This window comes from Enterobacter sp. H2G27, from assembly GCF_054403075.1.
Genome location: NZ_JBSVSI010000001.1, coordinates 4,289,871 through 4,310,898, shown reverse-complemented (window position 1 = coordinate 4,310,898; position 21,028 = coordinate 4,289,871). Strand labels below are relative to the sequence as shown.

The 21,028-nt window shown below is 48.5% G+C and carries 18 protein-coding genes; 11 read left to right on the top strand and 7 right to left on the bottom strand.

Annotation, left to right across the window (positions count from 1 at the left end; genetic code table 11):
- The first annotated feature begins 2 nt into the window (after positions 1 to 2).
- The 10 genes from ACW9E7_RS20505 to ACW9E7_RS20460 all read left to right on the top strand — a co-directional run bounded on the left by ACW9E7_RS20505 (position 3) and on the right by ACW9E7_RS20460 (position 12,739).
- On the top strand, positions 3 to 1,655 hold the full coding sequence (locus ACW9E7_RS20505; RefSeq protein ID WP_458728282.1) for a dsDNA nuclease domain-containing protein: 1,653 nt from the start codon (positions 3 to 5) through the stop codon (positions 1,653 to 1,655).
- The gene (locus ACW9E7_RS20500; protein WP_458728281.1) at positions 1,648 to 3,816 is read left to right on the top strand and encodes a DEAD/DEAH box helicase; all 2,169 of its coding nucleotides are present in this window, start codon (positions 1,648 to 1,650) and stop codon (positions 3,814 to 3,816) included. The genes ACW9E7_RS20505 and ACW9E7_RS20500 overlap by 8 nt, the downstream gene beginning before the upstream one ends.
- Before the next feature lie 758 nt (positions 3,817 to 4,574).
- Entirely contained in the window at positions 4,575 to 4,883 is a 309-nt protein-coding gene (locus ACW9E7_RS20495) for a phage integrase N-terminal domain-containing protein (protein WP_458728280.1), read from the top strand.
- A 312-nt stretch (positions 4,884 to 5,195) separates the two neighbouring features.
- A complete protein-coding gene (locus ACW9E7_RS20490; protein ID WP_458728279.1) occupies positions 5,196 to 7,427 on the top strand; it encodes a M23 family peptidase in 2,232 nt (743 codons plus the stop codon).
- Positions 7,424 to 7,867, top strand: a complete 444-nt coding sequence (locus ACW9E7_RS20485; protein ID WP_458728278.1) for a hypothetical protein — start codon at positions 7,424 to 7,426, stop codon at positions 7,865 to 7,867. The genes ACW9E7_RS20490 and ACW9E7_RS20485 overlap by 4 nt, the downstream gene beginning before the upstream one ends.
- A gap of 505 nt (positions 7,868 to 8,372) precedes the next feature.
- Positions 8,373 to 8,990, top strand: coding sequence for a hypothetical protein (locus ACW9E7_RS20480; RefSeq protein WP_458728277.1), 618 nt, complete (start codon positions 8,373 to 8,375; stop codon positions 8,988 to 8,990).
- A gap of 161 nt (positions 8,991 to 9,151) precedes the next feature.
- Positions 9,152 to 10,327, top strand: a complete 1,176-nt coding sequence (locus ACW9E7_RS20475) for an MdtL family multidrug efflux MFS transporter (RefSeq protein WP_458728276.1) — start codon at positions 9,152 to 9,154, stop codon at positions 10,325 to 10,327.
- The gene (yidZ, locus tag ACW9E7_RS20470) at positions 10,296 to 11,267 is read left to right on the top strand and encodes an HTH-type transcriptional regulator YidZ (protein WP_458728275.1); all 972 of its coding nucleotides are present in this window, start codon (positions 10,296 to 10,298) and stop codon (positions 11,265 to 11,267) included. The genes ACW9E7_RS20475 and yidZ overlap by 32 nt, the downstream gene beginning before the upstream one ends.
- Positions 11,268 to 11,389: 122 nt before the next feature.
- Positions 11,390 to 12,136 carry a 4'-phosphopantetheinyl transferase family protein gene (locus tag ACW9E7_RS20465; protein ID WP_458728274.1) on the top strand — a complete coding sequence of 249 codons (747 nt, stop codon included), beginning with the start codon at positions 11,390 to 11,392 and terminating at the stop codon, positions 12,134 to 12,136.
- 36 nt (positions 12,137 to 12,172) lie between these two features.
- Positions 12,173 to 12,739: an NADPH-dependent FMN reductase gene (locus ACW9E7_RS20460; protein ID WP_045372098.1), complete on the top strand. Its 567-nt coding sequence runs from the start codon at positions 12,173 to 12,175 to the stop codon at positions 12,737 to 12,739.
- Between the two features lie 91 nt (positions 12,740 to 12,830).
- On the opposite strand, the gene adeP is transcribed toward ACW9E7_RS20460, so the two are convergent.
- The gene (gene adeP, locus ACW9E7_RS20455) at positions 12,831 to 14,168 is read right to left on the bottom strand and encodes an adenine permease AdeP (protein WP_145974506.1); all 1,338 of its coding nucleotides are present in this window, start codon (positions 14,166 to 14,168) and stop codon (positions 12,831 to 12,833) included.
- Positions 14,169 to 14,333: 165 nt separating this feature from the next.
- Between adeP and yieH the strand changes: the two genes are divergently transcribed.
- Positions 14,334 to 14,999 carry a 6-phosphogluconate phosphatase gene (gene yieH, locus ACW9E7_RS20450; RefSeq protein ID WP_136195846.1) on the top strand — a complete coding sequence of 222 codons (666 nt, stop codon included), beginning with the start codon at positions 14,334 to 14,336 and terminating at the stop codon, positions 14,997 to 14,999.
- A 31-nt stretch (positions 15,000 to 15,030) separates the two neighbouring features.
- Here the strand turns inward: yieH and ACW9E7_RS20445 are convergent, their stop codons facing one another.
- The 6 genes from ACW9E7_RS20445 to pstS form a co-directional block, all read right to left on the bottom strand.
- Positions 15,031 to 16,179, bottom strand: coding sequence for an esterase (locus ACW9E7_RS20445; protein WP_458728410.1), 1,149 nt, complete (start codon positions 16,177 to 16,179; stop codon positions 15,031 to 15,033).
- A 161-nt stretch (positions 16,180 to 16,340) separates the two neighbouring features.
- Positions 16,341 to 17,066, bottom strand: coding sequence for a phosphate signaling complex protein PhoU (gene phoU / locus ACW9E7_RS20440; RefSeq protein ID WP_008500182.1), 726 nt, complete (start codon positions 17,064 to 17,066; stop codon positions 16,341 to 16,343).
- Between the two features lie 26 nt (positions 17,067 to 17,092).
- Positions 17,093 to 17,866 (bottom strand): phosphate ABC transporter ATP-binding protein PstB, encoded by a 774-nt coding sequence (gene pstB, locus ACW9E7_RS20435; protein WP_008500183.1) that lies wholly within the window; start codon positions 17,864 to 17,866, stop codon positions 17,093 to 17,095.
- Positions 17,867 to 17,913: 47 nt separating this feature from the next.
- The gene (gene pstA / locus ACW9E7_RS20430; protein WP_111964235.1) at positions 17,914 to 18,804 is read right to left on the bottom strand and encodes a phosphate ABC transporter permease PstA; all 891 of its coding nucleotides are present in this window, start codon (positions 18,802 to 18,804) and stop codon (positions 17,914 to 17,916) included.
- Positions 18,804 to 19,763 (bottom strand): phosphate ABC transporter permease PstC, encoded by a 960-nt coding sequence (gene pstC, locus ACW9E7_RS20425; protein WP_023309793.1) that lies wholly within the window; start codon positions 19,761 to 19,763, stop codon positions 18,804 to 18,806. Before pstC ends, pstA begins: the two co-directional genes overlap by 1 nt.
- A gap of 128 nt (positions 19,764 to 19,891) precedes the next feature.
- Positions 19,892 to 20,932 carry a phosphate ABC transporter substrate-binding protein PstS gene (pstS, locus tag ACW9E7_RS20420; protein ID WP_008500186.1) on the bottom strand — a complete coding sequence of 347 codons (1,041 nt, stop codon included), beginning with the start codon at positions 20,930 to 20,932 and terminating at the stop codon, positions 19,892 to 19,894.
- Positions 20,933 to 21,028 lie beyond the last annotated feature (96 nt).

Here is a 21,028-nt window from a genome sequence, read left to right as displayed (position 1 = left end):
ACATGACCATGGGCTTGGATAACATGGACAATAGTAATTCTGGCGGCGTTGGGGCAAAAAAAGGTTTTTTATTTCAGGATTATGTCGCTGCCTTATATGTAACCGAAATGCTTCGCGATAAACGAATTAAAGGCGTATGTTGTGAAGTTAAAGACGATGTAGATATAATTTATGAAAATCATGTTCGTTTTATTCAAATAAAAACAACTGATGGTGATAAAAAATGGAGCACTAAAGAACTCTGCCAGCGTACCAAAAAGAAAGATTCTAATCGTTATAATCAAGATTCAATTGTTCATAAATCATTAACATGTGATTCGTCAGATAAATTTAAGGCAATGTTTGGAATAATCAGCACCAGAGATGTTGATTCGACACTGCTTTATTTAAAGATTGAACATGATAAAAGATTTGATAAAACATCACAGAGAGATAAATTAATTAACTCAATTACAAGACAAATAAAAGAATTTAGATCAAATAATAATAACGACATTGCATATTGGGTGGATAATTGTGAATGGAATACATTTCATAACAGTGACCACATTAAATTATTATGTTTAAGTAATATAATGAAATGTGCTAGTGAAAATGGATTTTATCTTGACCCGAATCATGATAATGAAATTATATTAAACTCTATTTTGGCTAAAGTAACTAAACTAAGCACATTATCTAAAAAAGAATTTTTAAGTAAAGATAAAACATATTTTAGAGTGGATCTGATTACATGGTTTCAAGCTGAAATAGAACGTATTAGCGAAGAAAAACCGCATAAAGTGTACAAAACAAAATCTAATAACTTACCAACAATATTGAATGAATTAAATAAATTAAAAGATTCCAAGATTGATACTATTAGCGGCACAAGCTATTATCAGTCTTATAATAGATTGAGCTATCGATTTGATTTCATTTCTACAAATTTAGTACAGTGGCTTCCAGAGTTACTACTTAGACCAGAAGAGTTATCTACAATCACTCCAACAAATATGATTTCCAGAGTGCGGGATGTTTATAAAACAATCAGCGAGAACAATCATGATATTAAAAATATAATTTCTCGAGTTTTACTACATTCTTTAGTTCGGCACCATTGTTCAAGCCAACCAATTCCTGCTCATCTTTACACTGAAAAGAAAGGGGATATGATCGATTTCGATAATATTCATATAGTAATTAGAGAAAACGATCCAGATGAGATGTGGTTCGGTCTGAGTTTTTGGTGTGATGGAAGTATAGAAAAAACAGTTAGTTTATTTGCATCTAAGGTTCTTTCTTTCGTAGATGTAACATGTGACACACAAAGAAAAATAATATTAGACATAAAATCAGATGAGTATTTAGTTAAACATGATGTTAATTGTGTACTGGACCCAGCAACATCAATAACTGATCATTTATCTAGAATATATTTCGTTGTTTTTATTGGATACATTAGCGAAACCCAGACATTAGAAGTTAAAAAAGATTATGAAGAAAATCTAAAGGAAGAAGTTTTATTAAAGTTTAAAAGCATCATCGAAGAACTAATTCATAACCATGATTCCGTTATAGATTTAAACTTTATAATATATATGTATCCATTGCCTTGTATTGATAGTTTGGTGGACTCCTTCAAAAATAAAATGGTTGGTGATATAAATGGATAATTTATATGAGATAGCGAAAAACAATTTATCTGCTGATAATGAACATTTCGATGCCTTTGAATATATAAAAACAATAAATACATTATTAGATAATCCAGTCCAAAAGACACAAGGTCGTGATCTTACGATTCGAGCATTAAATGAAAAAAGTAAATTTTCTCATCATATAAAACAACTAAGAGCAATGATCAGAAAATCTGGTTTATACCCATATTTATACAGTGAATTTGACGATTTAGACTCAGATGAAAAATTAGCCACTGAAATATATCGCTCACCAAATAGTGATGATTTTATTTTTCATTCAATGCAAATGACTGTATTCCATTTGTTAATGAATGGCGCTAACCTTGCCCTCAGTGCACCAACCAGCATGGGCAAGAGTATAATTATTGACTCATTAGTTTCATGTGAAAAATATAATACAATAGTAATTGTTGTACCTACAATAGCTCTAATTGATGAAACAAGAAGAAGATTACACAAAAAATTCTCAAACATATATGAGATAATATATCACTCTGCACAAGAAAGAAACAATGAGAAAACAATATATATATTAACTCAAGAGAGAGTTAACGAGCGTGAAGACTTAAATGAGGTAGACATCTTTGTTATCGATGAATTTTATAAATTATCATTCAAGAACAAAACCAGTGAAAAATATTATGATGAGCGAGTAATATCGTTAAATGTCGCATTAAGTAAGTTACTTACTGTTTCAAAACAGTTTTATATGATAGGACCTAATATTGATTTTCTTCGTGGCCTTAATAACATTAATGAAGATTTTATTTTCCTGTCATCAGATTTTAACACCGTTGCTTTGAATGTTTTTGAATATAATATACTGCCTAATAATGAATCATTAAAACAATTAACAACACTTAGTATTATAGAAAAAAATAATGGTCAATTCATAATATACTGTAAATCGCCAAAGGTTGCAGAATCTATTGCTTCTTTTTTAATAAAATCAGGGGTATCATCAGATACTAATGAAGAGGAATACTCACTTTGGTTGGAAAAATATTATTCTCAATTTTGGGTTTATACAAAGGCAATCAGACATGGTATAGGTCTACATTATGGAACTCTGCCTAGAGCAATTCAACAATATACAATTGATTTGTTTAATAATAAAAAGGTGAATATATTAATTTGTACCTCTACAATAATTGAAGGAGTTAATACCAATGCTCAACATGTGATTATTTATGATAACAGAGATGGGAACAATAGCATTGATAAATTTACACATAATAATATAAAAGGACGAGCGGGACGTATGAAACAACATTTCATTGGAAATGTTCATTGTCTTGAAGAATCTCCTGAGGGAAAAATAGAAGACAGTATAGTTGAAATACCAATAGGACTACAAGACGACACAACGCCTCTAAATCTCATAGCTGGTATGCAAGACGAACACGTATCTAGCCTTTCTGAAAATAGACTGGAAGAGTATTTATCGGAAAATAGGCTCCCTAAAGAAATAATAAAAAAACATGCTTCATATGAAATCAATAAAGTTTTAGAGTTATTCAATGAAATTGACTGGTTAAAAGACAGTGAAATTTCGGATTTGTGCTTCCAGAGATATCCTGATAAAAAAGCAATGAACCAGATCAGCAAAAATTTACTGATTACATCCCGACAAACATTTACAAGAAATTCGGTATCTACTGAGATCGAGCATATAAGCGGAATGTTATTTTCATATATAAGCGCGGAAACACATCAAACATATTTTGACTCTCAATTAAGTAGAATCATAAATAGCCAAATCTCAGAGCCAGAAATTTCGGAACTTATAAATAGAGAGTTAAAAATAATCAGAAATGTATTTTCTTATTCAATACCTAAATCTTTGGCTTTGCAACAAGATATAATCAATTTCATAAGCCAAAAAAGAAAATTGAACTTAACTGCTGATTATAGTTTTATTATTAATATTTTTGAAAAATTTCACTTACCGGGTAACATATCCGCACTAGAAGAAATGGGCGTTCCACTTCAGATATTACAAAAAATCAATTTTCCTGATGACGCGATTGTAGATATAAATAAATGCATCGAATATATAAAGAATATTTATTTTTTAAATAAAACACTAAGTAGGTTAGAACGGAAATTTATTGAGAGAGCATTGATTATTTAATATCTTAGTTAGCATAGAGAGGCTCGATACCTCTCTGTGCTTATTAAAAGCCCTCCCTTTGATGTCATAAATAATTTGCACATCATAATTCCTTTCTTTTATAAATTTCTAAATTCTAAAAACATTTTCCCGCAGCTTTCCCCCTTCCCCAGATCTACCCTATCCCCAACTCATAGCAGTCCCCCTAAAAGCTTCCTGTTCTAAGACGAACTGCGACCTGTAAGAAGCGCCTTTGGCGGTCAGCCCGCCGGTCGATCAGGGAACGAAGCGTGGTCTGAAACTGACCTCCTGTCTCGATACAGGTGACCACCCCCTTTATCGCTACCCTGTTGCAAGCGTAGCGACAGACAGAACGCTGTAGAGAAGTCGGACGGCATTGCCGAAGGCTTTGCGTCCGAACTTCCTGCTGAATTTACAAAACGCGGCGTCACTTTTAAGAGCGTAAGCGAGTGAAAGTGACGCCAGCGCGCAGATCAGCTTCAACCCAGCTACTGCCTGCAATTCCACTGCAACAAACAGGCTGACACTCAAACAGATGTCAGAAATTCACTTACCAGGAGGAGAAACCAGCACTACCGGACCGATACCGGAGGACAGGTCATTTTATCTGTGGGGATATACCTGCCTGAGCAGGCGGCTGCATTCGTGCATCACCGTACCCCGTCATACCTCATCCGCGCATTCTCCGGCGCACCGGTATCGTTCAGCACAGCACGCTGTGCCCAACCGCGCATCGGGGAATTGAGTGGAGAGTAGCTATGTCGAAACTAACAAAACGCATGGAAAAACTTGCCCTGCTGGCTGGCGGCAGTTTTAAAACAGTCCATGATTGCCTCCGCATCGCCGGGCGTTTAAGCCAGCATCTGCACAAGCTGAATATCCAGATTCAGGATCTCCAGCATCTGAAATCGTCACATATCGAAAGCTACGTGATGGCGCGACGGGAAGCAGGCATTACGCCACGCACGCTACAAAACGAGATGGCCGACCTGCGCACCATTTTTGCTCTGGCTGGACGCGAAAGGTTTACCCAATCGGAACGAAGCGTTCGGGTTGGGCAACGCTAGGCTCACTGGTAGTGAACCAGACAGGGTTGGCGTACCGGTTATCCGACCCAGTGCTTTTTTCGAAGCCCCTGCTGGGGGCTGAAATCTATTAGAACGAAAGCTTACATTAGTTAAGTAACTATCTGATATATCGAAACTCATAGGACATAGAAAATGCCCTCAAAACAGTATCTTTTTAATCAAAAATGGGCATCGTTAGTAGCTAAATCCAGTTGTCGCTCTTTTTGCCTTTTCTCTCAGTCTTTCAGTACGCTATCGTAATTAGACATACGAAAAACAGGGATTTTCCCGCTACACAGACAGGAAGTCATCATGATTATCAGCCCGCCCTTTATCCGTGAACAGAACGCTGGTGACAGTGATTATACCTGGGTAAACAATATGCTTCCCATCGATGCACACCGAAGCTTTCCGCTGAATACACATAGTTCTTGGCATGGTGGCGTGCATGTCACCCATACCGATGCAACCAGCCGCCCGGAAATGCTCCGGGCTATTGCTGATGGTGTGGTGGTTTCTTTTCGCAAACCTTCAGGTCTGGAAAAGCGCGATGCGTTCCCGCTGAACTACAACGGAAAAACAGATGACGGCTATGTGCTGCTAAAGCATGAAACCGCGATTGGTAGCGGAGACAGCGGCAGAATTGTTTTCTATTCCCTGTACATGCATCTGCGGGAGCGGCTGGCCCCAGCCATCGTGGAAGGGGCCAAAATCTGGCGCAAGGATGTCATTGGACAGAGTGGCATGGTGGATGGCGCGAATGCCTTCCATTTTCAGGTATTCTGTGACGATGAGAACATGATGAAGATAACCGGCCGCACCACTCCGGGGCTGAATATTGCGACAGACGGCAGAACGGACACCGTATACGGTGATATACATTTTTATCTGCCTTCGGGAACGCCGTTTTATGAGCAGGTAGCCGATGCAGGTTCACCTGATACAGGCAATCTGAATAAGATTCACACCAGTACAACCCCGCTTTTCGTCAGTATGAATTTTGAAAAAGGTAGCTGTACGATGCTTACGCGTCGGAAAAGTTCGGGCAGTGATTTTGTTTATGACATGGTGGGCGCTCCCCTGGTGGATACAGATAGCGAAAAAAATAAGGACGGAAAGCCTGTTGGCTATGAATACAGTCTTTACCGTACTGCATGCCGTCTGTATCCACAAAACCCGTCAGCCGGGTTCGAACTCCTTCGCTTCGGGCGGGTCATCAACACCGAACATGAAACCCTGACACCTGCCAGCGCTCCGCTGTGGCGTACCGTCAGTTTTCCCGGAGGTAAGGGAATGGTTAACCTTGCATCTACTGGCATAAAAAAATTTAGTGATGCCGACTTTCCCCACTGGACAGGGTGGTGGATGGTGGACGATGACACGGACAATAACAGCCAGTGTAATTCCCCACTCATTGCGGATTTACAGAAAAACGGGCAACTCAGTGAACTGAGCAGCAAGCTTGTCTGCCATTTTCCGCTGGAATGGAATGCAGCCACCTTTGACCAGCGCTATGCCTGGCTGAAAAAAGGCAGCGAAGATGTCCCCATCATGTCGGATACGGAGTACAGCAAAATCAAGGAGCATGCTTTCGCTCTGTGCTTTGATACAGGCGCACTTGGCACAGGCCGACTTTGGCATTTCCACCCTGTTGCATTTATCAGCCATTTGCGCAAGTGTTGCTGGCTAAGTACGTCAGAGCTAAAACAGCTTGTCCCGCTAAATGCTCTAAATGAGATAACTTGGAGCCCTGTACATTTTGATGATTCAAAAGGAAGTGTGCCAGATAATATTCATCTCAGTTTAAATAAAATGATGCAAAAGTATCTGGTTACAACTCCGCTGAGAATGTCCTGTTTCTTTGGTAACGCCATTCAAGAAACAAAGTGGTTAAGCACAACTTACGAAGGGTATAGATATACAGATAGAGATCCACGAACAAAAGCTGTTATAGGGCACCACAATATTTGGTATTACCCTTGGCACGGTCGTGGATTATTACAGATCACCAATCCAGAAAACTATTTCAATTACTTTAGTTTTAAAGGTCGCACCTATCCAGAAAGGGTAAAGTCGAGTCTTTCATTTGAATACGAGCGTCTATATAAACATAGAAATTTAAGATACTCAGACAACCATCTTTCGGATGCAGAGAATAGTAATCTTCCTGCAAATGTAATTGAATGGCGAGGTAATGTAGAGTCGCCGGATTATGAGGCTACTGACAGTGCTGGCTTTTACTGGGTATCCAGGGAAATGGCTAAATATGCTGACAACCCTCACGTTCTAGAAAGGTGTAGCATTAGAACTAATCGAGGTGTAAAAGTATACTATCGTAGTCACTCGTTTTGGAACGCAAGCGCAGCAGTTAACCTTCCAAGTGAAGTTGGCAAAACCGGCTACTCTGGGATCAATGCTTTTGATACCAGATGTTGTGTTTATGGCAACGCAATATCGGTACTTACTGAAATGAAATTCCCAGACTCAAATCAACAGTTAACAATTGAAAAACCGGAATCAAACCAACTCAGGAGAGACAAGTGAAAATTAACGTAATAATTCCAGCCTTTCTTGTTGTATTTAGCATGAATGCCAATGCTAAGGACTTGGTATTCAAATGCACGACAGACAACAATAAACAAGTATCTCTGTATAGAGATGGTGAAAACATAAAATACATATTTGGAAAGAAAAATTCAAAGCCAGAGTTAGAGATAATTAGAAAGAAAAGTGATGTGCAAATATATTTAGAAGATCCTGAAGGGGGTGGGTTGAGCAACTCAGTAGAGGTAAAAAATGGCGCATACTCTTACCAATTAACATCTAATATTGATAAATTTTCAGAGGAGCACGAATCAACCACATCATTGAATATAATGAAAGGTGAACATGTAATAAAGACACTATATTGTACGCCGAATAGTGTTTATGGTGATTTAATTAATATAGATCCAACATACTTTGGCTCACTATCTCAAAAATGATTTATCAGAACTTCCATCACGTACACCATCCGGTTCACACTGGCGGCATTTCTGGGGTCAGACGGGAGAAAGTAGTGGTACGTGAAACGCAGAGCATCTTCAAATTAGGCGCAACCCGTAGCATCAGTTTTCCCGTAGGCAAGGGAATGGCTAAGTACGCCAATGCTGGGTACTCACTAGAAATATGTTCAAATATGTTCAGTAGGTGGCAAGGTATATTACCGCAGCCAAGCATTCTGGAAGGCCAGTGCGTCAGCTAACCTTCTGGACGCATTGGGGACACTCATTACAGAAGGCTGAATGGAGTTGAGGCTCGCTGCTGTGTTTACGGTAGTGCTATTTCAGTTCTTACTAAACAGATGTTTCCCAACTTTCATGGTGAATTAGCGAATGAAAAACCAGAATCAAATCAGCTAAGGAGAACTAAGTAAGCAAACATTTTTTACCTTTAGTATTAATACTTTGCTCATCCACAGCATGGGGAAATATCACACCAAGCATAACCATGCCTGATGGATTTAATAAGAGCTCATTTTCAGCCGTTCGTCTTGATGCCGGTGGATTTGAAGGATACAACGCAGTGACAAATAACGGCTGTGGAGGGGTGACATTTAAAGACTTCAATCCAACACCCTATCGCACCCTAAAAGATAAAAACAACGATCCTGTGTATAAAGGGATAGATTTTTGGTACTGCGAGTTTGAGAACACAGAAAGAAAGGATGGGTATGGTCCTGGTCGCCTGCTCCCGGAAAAAGTCTATTTTGATGAAAAAAACGGGATCTGGAAGAAAAAGAAATACCACCTGAGCAAGGAAGAAACGAAGGCGTCATTACGCACTTACGGAATCAGCGATATCAACGCCCTGCAAACGGTAACGGTATATAACATTGAGTCAGTGAACGCCCAAGGATATGCCGTCATTGACAGCAACATCCCCAAAGAAGACCACAACCACGGAATGAAAGGTAAAAGAATTTCATTCTGCCTAATGCACGATGGCGATGCTCTGTGTGGCTCTGGCCCGATGGTTTACACATTTGACGGCAAGGATGTGGATTTCAGCCCCTATGTGTTCAAATCCCTTGAAACGATTGAAATGGGGCTTCCGGCAAAGCTGTAAACGAGTGGCTCCGATAAAGAACCAGGAAGCTATTAACGTCTTAGTCATTTCCCGGTTTCTGTATCGGTGATTTCCTCCAGGGAAATCACCATTGTCCAAATGGCAACTCGCCTAATTCCTTTTCACCCCCTATCCTGCATGCCTTCATCTATGGGGGGTTTATGGCGCGTTTTCTGTTTTGTAGTTTCGCTTTAGTTCTGCTTTATCCGTCAGGCATTGATATGTATCTGGTGGGATTACCGCATATCGCCCGCGATCTGGGCGCCAGCGAAGCGCAGCTGCACATCGCGTTTTCGGCCTACCTCGCGGGGATGGCGTCGTCGATGGTGTTTGCCGGAAAGATCGCGGATAAGGCAGGCCGTCAGCCTGTCGCTATCGCCGGAGCCATCGTTTTTGCCCTGGCGTCCCTTCTCTGCTCACAGGCGCAGAATAGCACCGTGTTCCTGACCGGACGGTTTATCCAGGGCATTGGAGCCGGTGGATGCTACGTCGTCGCGTTTGCGATTTTGCGCGACACCTTAAGCGCCCAGCGTCGCGCCAAAGTGCTGTCGATGCTGAACGGAATTACCTGCATCATCCCGGTGCTGGCCCCGGTTGTGGGCTATCTCATCATGCTGAAATTCCCCTGGCAGAGCCTGTTCTGGACCATGGCGGCGATGGGCGCGCTGGTGTTTGTCCTGTCGATTGCCGTGCTGAAGGAGACCCACCCGGGCTCGCAGAATACCGGCCATACCGCAACCATTCACCCGGCAGAGAGGCTCATCAACCGCTTTTTCCTCAGTCGTCTGGCCGTGACCACGTTAAGCGTGGCGGTGATCCTGACCTATGTAAACGTTTCCCCGGTTTTGCTGATGGAGACCATGGGCTTCGATCGCGGTCAGTATTCAACGGTGATGGCATTAACCGCGATGGTCAGTATGGCCGTTTCGTTTTCGACGCCGTTTGCGCTAAATGTTTTCAGCCAGCGCACATTGATGCTGACCTCACAGGTTTTATTCCTCGCCGCCGGCGCGATCCTGGCGACCACCAGCTCACATGCGGTCATGCTGGCGGGTATTACGCTCATTTGTGCCGGGTTCTCGGTTGGCTTTGGCGTAGCGATGAGCCAGGCGCTTGGCCCATTTTCGCTGCGGGCAGGCGTGGCCAGCTCGGTGCTGGGTATCGCACAGGTCTGCGGCTCGTCGCTGTGGATTTGGCTGGCGGCGGTCATCGGGCTTAACGCGCTGAATATGCTGATCGGGGTTCTGATTGGCTGTAGCATACTGTGCATTACCTTACTTATGGTCATCCAGCCCGCGGCGCGCTATGAAGAAGCCCATCAGCAGTCTCGATCTTAACCTGTTGCTGTGCCTGCAGCTTTTGCTGCAGGAGCGCAGCGTCACCAAAGCGGCAAAGCGGATGAACGTGACGCCGTCGGCGGTGAGCAAATCGCTTGCCAAGCTGCGCGACTGGTTCGAAGACCCCCTATTTGTCAAAACGCCGCTAGGGCTGTTGCCGACGCCGCTGACGGTGAGTCTTGAGCAGGATCTGGCTGACTGGATGCAAATCGGCAACCAAATCCTCGATAAATTCCACCATGATTCTCCGGGCGGGCTGACGTTCGTGCTGGCCGCGGAAACGCCGTTGATGCTGATCCGCTTCAATGCCCTGCTGGAGCAGGTGAACCAGCGCTATCCGCAGGCTACGGTGAAAATGCGCCACTGGGATTACGACTCTCTGGACGCCATTACGCGTGGAGAGGTGGACCTGGGATTCACCGGACGCGAAACGCACCCGCGATCGCGTGAATTGCTGAAGCTAATGCCGTGGTTCATCGACTATGAGATCCTGTTCAGCGACCGCCCGTGCGTGTATCTGCGTGAGGATCACCCCGCGCTACAGGATGAATGGAACCTCGAGACCTTCCTGCGCTACCCGCACATCAGCATCTTCTGGGAACGCAGCGACACCTGGGCACTGGACGAAGTGCTAAAGGAGATGGGTCGGGAGAGAAACATTGCCATGAGCGTGCCGGGCTTTGAGCAGTCGATGTTTATGGCAGCGCAGCCCGATCACAACTATATCGCCACGGCTCCGCACTACTGTCATCACTACAATCAACTCCACCAGCGGAAGCTGATCGCGCTTCCTATTCCCATTGACGATGCGCAGGCTGAAAAGCTTACCGTTCCCTTCACGCTGATCTGGCATAAACGGAACAGCCATAATCCGAAAATTCTCTGGTTGCGGGAAACCATCAAGGCGCTGTACGGTGCGAGCGATCCAATTTTTGCCTAAGAAAATGTAAAGTTCGGTCCTAAGGCTTCTCTTACTCCCATTTACTGATTAAAACAGGAGTCAAGTTAAGCGATAATCATGTAACCGTTTAACCGATTACGACCATTATCAAGGAGCGAAAAATGGCTACGCACTTTGCAAGAGGGATACTTACGGAAGGACGTCTCGTATCGGCAAGAATTTCTTCAGCCTGTCACCGTGAAGCACTCGCTCTCCCGGAACACCGCAGGACGCGGTTTTTAGCGTCCAGAGCGCTTCTCGCAGAACTGCTGTTTATGCTGTACGGCACCAGCGAGCTGCCGGACATCATTACCCAACCCGAAGGCCGTCCGGTCTTTGCCGACCCGGATCTCCCTCGTTTTTCGATTGCCTACGCGGGCAATATCATCGGCGTCGCGCTGACCACCGAAGGGGATTGTGGGCTCGATATGGAACTTCAGCGCGCAACGCGCAGCTTCCATGGCGGTAATGCGCATGAAGACTATCCGCTCTCCAGCAATGAGAAGCTGTGGGTACGCAACCAGAACGATCCTGTCGAAGCCAGAGCCCAGCTCATTACCCTGCGACAGAGCATTCGCAAGCTCTGTGGATGCGCCTCAGACGACGCCAGCCTGCTGCAGCTGTTGCCTGGTTCCGGACGTCTGCGTGCCGCACAGGCCACGCTGGTGGAGGCACTCAGTGACGCAGAGGATGTGCTTATTTGGTCGATTGCGGTTACCCCTGCCATCGAACGCATGAAAATCTGGGAATTTGACAGTCAACAGGGATGGCGTAGCCTTCCTGATGTGCCCGAGCGCGCCAACGAGCCCGCCGCACGCCTGATGCGTTTAACCAGTTTACCGGCAGAAAAAGTATTCACCCTTAGCTGATCCAATCAGGGTCATCATGATGAAACAGGAGTAATCATGTCTGATACGTTGAAAATAGTTACGTTACTGGGAAGCCTGCGCAAAGGTTCATTTAACGGGATGGTTGCCCGCACGCTGCCACAGCTGGCACCGGCAGGTATGGAAATTAGCGCCCTGCCGTCTATTGGCGATATTCCGCTGTATGATGCGGACGTCCAGCAGGAAGAAGGGTTCCCGCAGAGCGTCGAGGCGCTGGCAGAGCAGATCCGCCAGGCTGACGGCGTGGTCATCGTCACGCCGGAATATAACTACTCGGTTCCGGGTGGCCTGAAGAATGCCATCGACTGGCTGTCCCGTTTACCTGAACAGCCTCTGTCAGGCAAACCGGTGCTGATCCAGACCAGCTCAATGGGCGCGATTGGCGGCGCTCGCTGCCAGTATCATCTGCGTCAGATCCTGGTCTTCCTGGATGCGATGGTGATGAACAAGCCGGAATTTATGGGTGGTGTGATTCAGAACAAAGTCGACCCGCAAACGGGTGAAGTGGTGGATCAGAGCACGCGCGACCATCTCTCTGGCCAGCTGACGGCGTTCGGGGATTATATTAAGCGGGTAAAAGCCTGATAAAAAAGCCCGGTGGCGCTAGCGCTTACCGGGCCTACACTCTTCAGTAGGTCAGGTAAGCGAAGCGCCACCTGACACCACAAACCGCACCTTAGTGCGCGTCAATAAACACAATCTTCAGCACAAACAGCAGCGCCACAATAATGACGCAAGGGCTGAGGTCGCGGAAGCGGCCGGTACCGATCTTCATTACGCAGTAAGAGATAAAGCCCAGCGCGATACCTTCGGTAATCGAGAAGCTGAACGGCATCATCACGGCGGTAATAAAAGCCGGCACCGCTTCGGTTAAATCATCCCACTTCACGCGAGACAGGCTGGAGGTCATCAGCACCCCCACATAGATCAGCGCGCCGGCCGCCGCGTACGGAGGCACCATGCCCGCCAGTGGCGAGAGGAAGATCACCAGCAGGAACAGAATACCCACCACAACCGCCGTCAGGCCGGTGCGGCCGCCCACGGACACGCCGGAAGAGGATTCAATGTAAGCGGTAACAGACGAGGTCCCGATAAATGAGCCGGTCACGGAGGAGATACTGTCCACAAACAGCGCCTGCTTCATGCGCGGGAATTTGCCTTTCTCATCTGCCAGACCCGCTTTGTCAGTCACGCCGATCAGCGTACCGGAGGAGTCGAACAGGTTCACCAGCATGAAGGAGAAAATCACGCCCGCCAGGCCCAGGTTCAGGGAACCCGCCAGATCAACATGACCAACAACGGTAGAAACGCTCGGTGGCGCGGAAACGATGCCGTTATAGTGAACGTCGCCCAGCATCCAGCCCAGCAGCGTGGTCACCACGATGGACACCAGAACTGCCGCGTGAATATTGCGGGAAGCGAGGATCGCGATGATAAAGAAGCCCAGCACGCCCAGCAGCACGTTATGCGAGGTCAGGTGACCGATGCTCACCAGCGTATCCGGGTTCGCCACGATAACACCCGCGTTTTTCAGCCCCATCATACCGATGAACAGACCGATACCGCTGGTAATGCCCACGCGCAGGCTCACGGGAATGTTTGCAATCATCCAGTAACGTACGCGGAAAATGGTCAGCAGCAGCAGGCCAACCGCGCCCCAGAAGATAGCGCCCATGCCCACCTGCCAAGGCAGACCCATCGCCTGAACAACCACGAACGCGAAGAACGCATTCAGGCCCATCGCCGGTGCCAATGCAACTGGCAGGTTAGCGAATACACCCATCAGAATGCTGCCAAGGGCGGCGATCAGGCAGGTGGTTACAAAGACGGCGCTGGTATCCATGCCAGCAACGCCCAGAATTTGTGGGTTCACAAAAACGATATAGACCATCGTCAGGAAGGTGGTGAAACCAGCGATCACTTCGGTGCGTGCCGTTGTGCCGTGCTCGCGCAGTTTAAAAACGCGCTCAAGCAGACCCTGACCAGATGTCTGGGTAGTGTGTTGTTGACTCATCATCAATTTCCGAACAAGGAGGGAAAATTCGTCGCTATCCTATACCAAAATGCGACAATAGTGGCGGTTACGTGATACTTTTTTCATTGATTTTGCTTATACGGCAACGATTGCGTCCCGGTGAACCGCCGTACGTAAACGTTAAACTTGTTAAAAGGGAAAGGCATGTCCGGAATTGAAGCGGTATTTTTCGACTGCGACGGTACGCTGGTCGACAGTGAGGTCATTTGTTCCCGCGCGTATGTCACCATGTTCCAGGAATTTGGCATTACTCTGGAACTCGAAGAGGTGTTTAAACGCTTTAAGGGCGTGAAGCTCTACGAGATCATCGACATCATTAACGAAGAACACGGCGTCGTTCTTGAGAAGGCGGCTCTGGAACCGGTGTACCGCGCCGAGGTTGCACGCCTGTTCGATTCGGAGCTGGAGGTGATTCCGGGCGCAAACGCGCTGCTGGATGCCATGACGGTGCCGATCTGCGTGGTCTCCAACGGTCCGGTCAGCAAAATGCAGCACTCGCTGGGCAAGCTTGAGATGCTGCACCACTTCCCGGAAAAACTGTTCAGCGGCTACGATATCCAGCGCTGGAAGCCGGACCCGGCGCTGATGTTTCATGCGGCAAAAGCGATGAACGTTAACGTAGAGAACTGCATTCTGGTGGATGACTCGTCTGCGGGGGCGCAGTCGGGGATTGATGCGGGAATGGAGGTGTTTTACTTCTGCGCCGACCCGCACAACAAGCCGATCGATCATCCAAAAGTCACGACCTTCACCGATCTGGCGCAGCTACCCGCGCTGTGGAAGGCTCGCGGGTGGGATATTACGCGCTAAGCCGCCCCTCCCTTCAGGGAGGGCGACAGGTTTATCTGAAGAGCTTTTGAACAAACTCTGCATAGGCCGGACGCCAGACGTCCATTTCGTGATTCAGACCAGGGTACATTTTATAGTCGAATTTGATGCCCTGTTTTTCCAGCTCCGCTTTCAGACCGGCGATATCTTTGCCGGTCACCGAATCGCGCTCTCCCACAACGACGGTGAAGTTATGCAGCTGCCGATTAATGGCCTCAGGCTGCTTAAAGCGTGCGGCCACGCCTTCGTCAGGCACGGTTGTCGTGGTAACGCCGCTGAACGTTCCCAGCCAGCCGAAGCTCTCCAGATGATTCATCCCGGAGACCAGCGCCTGATAACCGCCCTGTGACAACCCCGCCAGCGCCCGGCCGTCAGCATCTTTACGCACGTTGAAGCGTGTATCCACCAGAGGAATAATTTCGCTCATCAGTTCACGGTCTGCGGCTTTCGCATTAAGCGGGTAGAAAGACTTCCGTCGTTCTGCCGGTGGGAAGTTCTCGGGGATGGCCTCAGCGCTCTCCGTCTCGGTGTCGGGTACCACCACCAGCATCGGTTTGATTTTCCCCTCGGCCATCAGGTTATCCATGATTTGAGGCAGACGGCCCTGGTCGATGGCCGAGAGCCCGGTATCGCCAAAACCATGGTAGAAGTAGAGCACCGGTAAGGGGTCCCCTGTGCCGTTGTAGCCAGGGGGAGTCCATACATAGACGCGGCGCTCTGACCTGAGCGACGGCGAGTGCCAGGTCAGGGTGGTGAGATCGCCATGCGGTACGGCGCGATCGTCGAGAATACTGCCCGGAACCAGAATCAGGCTGGTGTTCACCTGCCGCTGAGGTTTTTGATAGCGGCTTCCCGTGTCGACTGAACGGAAACCATCGATGTCGAAATAATATTCGTAGAGATTCGGGGCCATCGGCTCGCTTTTCCATGACCAGACGCCATTGTTCTCTTTCGTCATATCATGGGAAACCTGGCTTTCAGGCATTGACCCCGTCACCACGGAGACTCGCGTTGCGCCGGGTGCAAACAGGCGAAACGTAATGCTTTTATCCGCATTAACCTGGGTCACATAGTGGCTGACCGGGGTAGTCTGGTCAGGTGTGACCGGCAACGGTGCGGCAATAACGTCTGTTCCAGTACCGATCCCGATGATGATGGCCATCGCCAGGCACGCTAATGAATTTTTCATATCCCATCCTTTGCTGTTTTTTTCGTCTCACGTTAGCGCGTTTCGAACGTCAGACAACGGATGAAGGGGAAAATTGTGATTACACTAGAAATAACAACGCCGGTAAGTACCGGCGTTGTTATCAGATGACAGGATTACTCTTTCGGATCTTTACCCGCCAGCAGCTTGTCCAGCTCGTCGCCGCCCACGTGACGGAAGTCCTGACCTTTCACGAAGTAGAAAATGTATTCGCAAATGTTCTGGCAGCGGTCGCCGATACGCTCGATGGAGCGCGCGCAGAACAGGGCGGTCAGTACGCTTGGGATCGTACGGGAATCTTCCATCATGTAGGTCATCAGCTGACGCACGATGCCTTCATACTCCTGATCGACCTTTTTATCTTCACGGTAGATACGCACCGCTTCGTCAAGATCCATTCGCGCAAAGGCATCCAGCACGTCATGAAGCATCTGCACGGTGTGGCGGCCCAGCGACTCCAGGCTGACCAGCAGCGGCTGGTGCTGCTGAGAGAACTTCTCCAGCGCGGTGCGGCAGATTTTATCCGCAACGTCGCCAATACGTTCCAGCTCGGCGATGGTTTTGATAATGGCCATCACCAGACGCAGGTCGCTCGCCGTCGGCTGACGTTTCGCGATAATGCGCACGCAGGCCTCGTCGATAGCGACTTCCATCATGTTGACGTTTTTGTCGCCTTCAATGACGCGTTTCGCCAGCTCGCTGTCCTGGTTGTGCATCGCCGTAATCGCATCAGAAAGCTGCTGCTCGACCATACCGCCCATGGTCATCACCTGGGTGCGAATGCTTTCCAGCTCTGCGTTGAACTGGCCGGAAATGTGTTTATTAAGATTGAGGTTGTCCATGGTTTCTCCACATGCACTAAGGCAAATCAACCGTAGCGGCCAGTAATATAATCTTCGGTTTGTTTCTTCGCGGGCTTAGTGAAGAGATCGTCCGTGTTGCTGAACTCAATCAATTCACCCAGGTACATAAACGCCGTGTGATCGGAGCAACGTGCAGCCTGCTGCATGTTATGGGTCACGATAACCACGGTGTAATCCTGTTTCAGCTCGGTGATCAGTTCTTCAATACGACCGGTTGAGATCGGGTCCAGCGCTGAACACGGCTCATCCAGCAGCAACACTTCCGGGCGAATCGCAATACCGCGCGCAATGCACAGACGCTGCTGCTGACCACCGGAGAGAGAGTAACCGCTCTGGTGCAACTTATCTTTGGTTTCGTTCCATAATGCGGCCTTGGTCAAAGCCCACTGCACGCGCTCGTCCATATCGGCGCGGGAGAGCTTTTCAAACAGGCGAACGCCAAAGGCGATGTTGTCATAAATGGACATCGGGAAGGGCGTGGGTTTCTGGAACACCATTCCCACTTTGGCGCGCAGCAGGGCGATATCCTGAGCCTGGGTCAGAATATTTTCGCCATCGAGGATGATTTCCCCTTCAGCGCGCTGCTCCGGATAGAGCGAATACATTTTGTTAAAGGTACGCAGCAGCGTGGATTTCCCACAGCCGGACGGACCGATAAATGCCGTGACCTGGTTCTTCGCGATATCCAGGTTGATGTTCTTCAGGGCATGGAATTTGCCGTAGTAGAAGTTCAAATCACGAACCTGAATCTTACCCGGGGCAGTATCAACCATACTCATTGACTCATTTCCTCATTCGGCGCCGCGAGCTGCCGCGCCGTAAAAAATTAACCGTGTTTCTTCTTCGCGAAAATGACGCGCGCCAGAATGTTCAGCAACAGTACGCAAAGGGTAATGATCAGCACCCCGGCCCAGGCCAGCTGCTGCCATTCCGCGAATGGGCTCATCGCAAATTTAAAGATCGTCACCGGCAGGTTGGCGATCGGCTGCATCATGTCCGTGCTCCAGAACTGGTTGGAGAGGGACGTAAACAGCAGCGGCGCAGTTTCACCCGCGATACGCGCAACCGCCAGCAGGATACCGGTCATGATCCCGGATACGGACGCCTTCAGCGTAATCGCAGAGATCATCTTCCATTTCGGCGTACCCAGTGCATAAGCCGCTTCACGCAGGCTGTCCGGCACCAGTTTCAGCATGTTCTCGGTGGTTCGAATCACAATCGGCACCTGCAGCAGCGCCAGGGCAATCACACCCGCCCAGCCGGAGAAGTGTTCCATCTGCGCTACAACAACGGTGTAAACGAACAGACCCACCACGATAGACGGGGCTGACAGCAAAATATCGTTAATGAAGCGAATCACTTCCGCCAGCCAGGATTTACGACCGTATTCTGCCAGGTAAATGCCCGCCATGATGCCCAGCGGCGTGCCGAAGACCGTCGCCCAGAGGATCAGCAACCCGCTGCCGGCCAGCGCATTCGCCAGGCCACCGCCCGCCGTGTTCGGCGGCGGCGTCATTTCGGTGAACAGCGAGAGTGACATTCCGTCAATCCCACGAACGATTGTCGAGAAGAGGATCCAGACCAGCCAGAACAGGCCGAATGCCATAGTCGCCATTGAGAGCGTCAGGGCAATGCGGTTTTTCATGCGGCGTCTGGCCTGCATCTTGCGGCGGGATTCCGCCAGTTCAGCGGTAGCTTGCATTTCGAGAGTAGCCATTAGCGCGCTCCCTCATTTTTAGCGAGGCGCATAATCATCAGCTTTGAAATCGCCAGAACAATGAAGGTAATAACGAACAGAATCAGACCCAGCTCCATCAGCGCCGCCACGTGCAGCCCGGATTCCGCTTCCGCAAATTCATTCGCCAGCGCCGAGGTAATACTGTTACCCGGCATGTAGAGCGACGCGCTGTCGAGCTGGTAGGTGTTACCGATGATAAAGGTGACCGCCATGGTTTCACCCAGCGCACGACCTAAGCCCAGCATCACGCCCCCGATCACCCCATTTTTGGTGAACGGAAGGACAATGCGCCAGATAACTTCCCAGGTGGTGCAGCCGATACCGTAGGCCGACTCTTTCATCATCACCGGCGTTTGTTCGAACACATCACGCATGACCGCCGCAATGTACGGAATTATCATGATGGCGAGGATCACACCTGCCGCCAGAATGCCGATACCGAAAGCCGGGCCAGAGAACAGGGCCCCCACAAACGGAATGGCAGAAAGGACATTACCCACCGGTTCCTGGAAATATGTAGCGAACAGCGGGGCAAAGATGAACAGGCCCCACATGCCGTAGACGATACTCGGAATAGCTGCCAGCAGTTCGATGGCAATACCCAGCGGACGACGCAGCCAGCCTGGCGCCAGCTCCGTCAGGAACAGGGCAATACCAAAGCTCACCGGAACCGCAATCAGCAAGGCGATGAACGAGGTTACCAGCGTGCCGTAAATCGGCACCAGAGCACCGTAGATGTCGTTCGGCGCGTCCCACTCTTTGGTCCACAGGAAGGAGAAACCGAATTTCTGGATGCTCGGCCAGGAGGAGAAAATCAGAGACACGATAATGCCGCCCAGCAGCAATAGCACAATCAACGCAGCCAGTTTGACCAGCGCGCTGAAAATCATGTCACCTTTTTTACCCGGAGGGTTAAATGCAGGCTTGGTTGCAGCCATAAATTACTCTTCTGTTTGAGACGTTTTTACGAATATGCCCGGTGGCGCTGACGCTTACCGGGCCTACAGCTTAAACCGTAGGGCGGGTAAGCGCAGCGCCACCCGCCATCTTCGTTAAATATATCCTGTTAGTACAGCGCTTTACCGCTGCTGTCTTTCACGTTGGTTTTCCATGCAGCACGAATCTGCTCAACCACGTTGTCCGGCAGGGTGGCGTAATCCAGAGCGTTAGCCTGTTTGCCGCCGTTTTTGTATGCCCAGTCGAAGAACTTCAGCACTTCAGCGCCCTGCTCAGGTTTCTTCTGCTCTTTGTGCACCAGGATGAAGGTGGTAGAGGTGATTGGCCATGCACCTTCGCCCTTCTGGTTAGTCAGATCCTGCGCGAAGGATTTGCTCCAGTCAGCGCCTTTGGCAGCGTTAGCAAAGTTCTCTTCGGTCGGGCTAACCGGTTTGCCGTCGGCAGACACCAGTTTGGTGTAGGACAGGTTATTCTGCTTCGCGTACGCATACTCTACGTAGCCGATGGAGCCAGGCAGACGCTGTACGAACGCGGCGATACCGTCGTTACCTTTACCGCCCAGACCGGTAGGCCAGTTAACGGTTGAGCCGGAGCCGACTTTAGATTTCCACTCTTCGTTCACTTTCGCCAGGTAGCTGGTGAACACGAAAGACGTACCGGAACCATCCGCGCGGCGAACCACGGCGATGTTCTGAGAAGGCAGCTTCAGGCCTGGGTTGAGCTTAGCGATCGCTTCGTCATCCCATTTTTTGATTTTGCCCAGGTAGATGTCACCCAGCGTTTTGCCGTCCAGCACCAGCTCGCCCGACTTCACGCCCGGCAGGTTGATCGCCAGGACCACGCCACCGATCACGGTAGGGAACTGGAACAGGCCTTCCTGAGCCAGCTTATCATCAGACAGCGGAGCGTCAGATGCGCCGAAATCAACCGTGTTCGCGGTAATTTGTTTCACGCCACCGGAGGAGCCGATACCCTGATAGTTAACCTTGTTACCGGTTTCTTTCTGGTAGGTATCCGCCCATTTGGCATACACCGGCGCAGGGAAGGTTGCACCAGCGCCAGTCAGGCTTGCTTCTGCAAATACAGAGAACGCGCTCAGAGATAAGGTCGCGGCGACAACAGTTGCGACAGTGGTACGCATAACTTTCATAATGTCTCCTGCAAGATTTTCATAAATCGTTGTTTAGTGGCTACGATGAGCAAAATAGGACAAACAGGTGACAGATAAATGTACGAATTATGACAG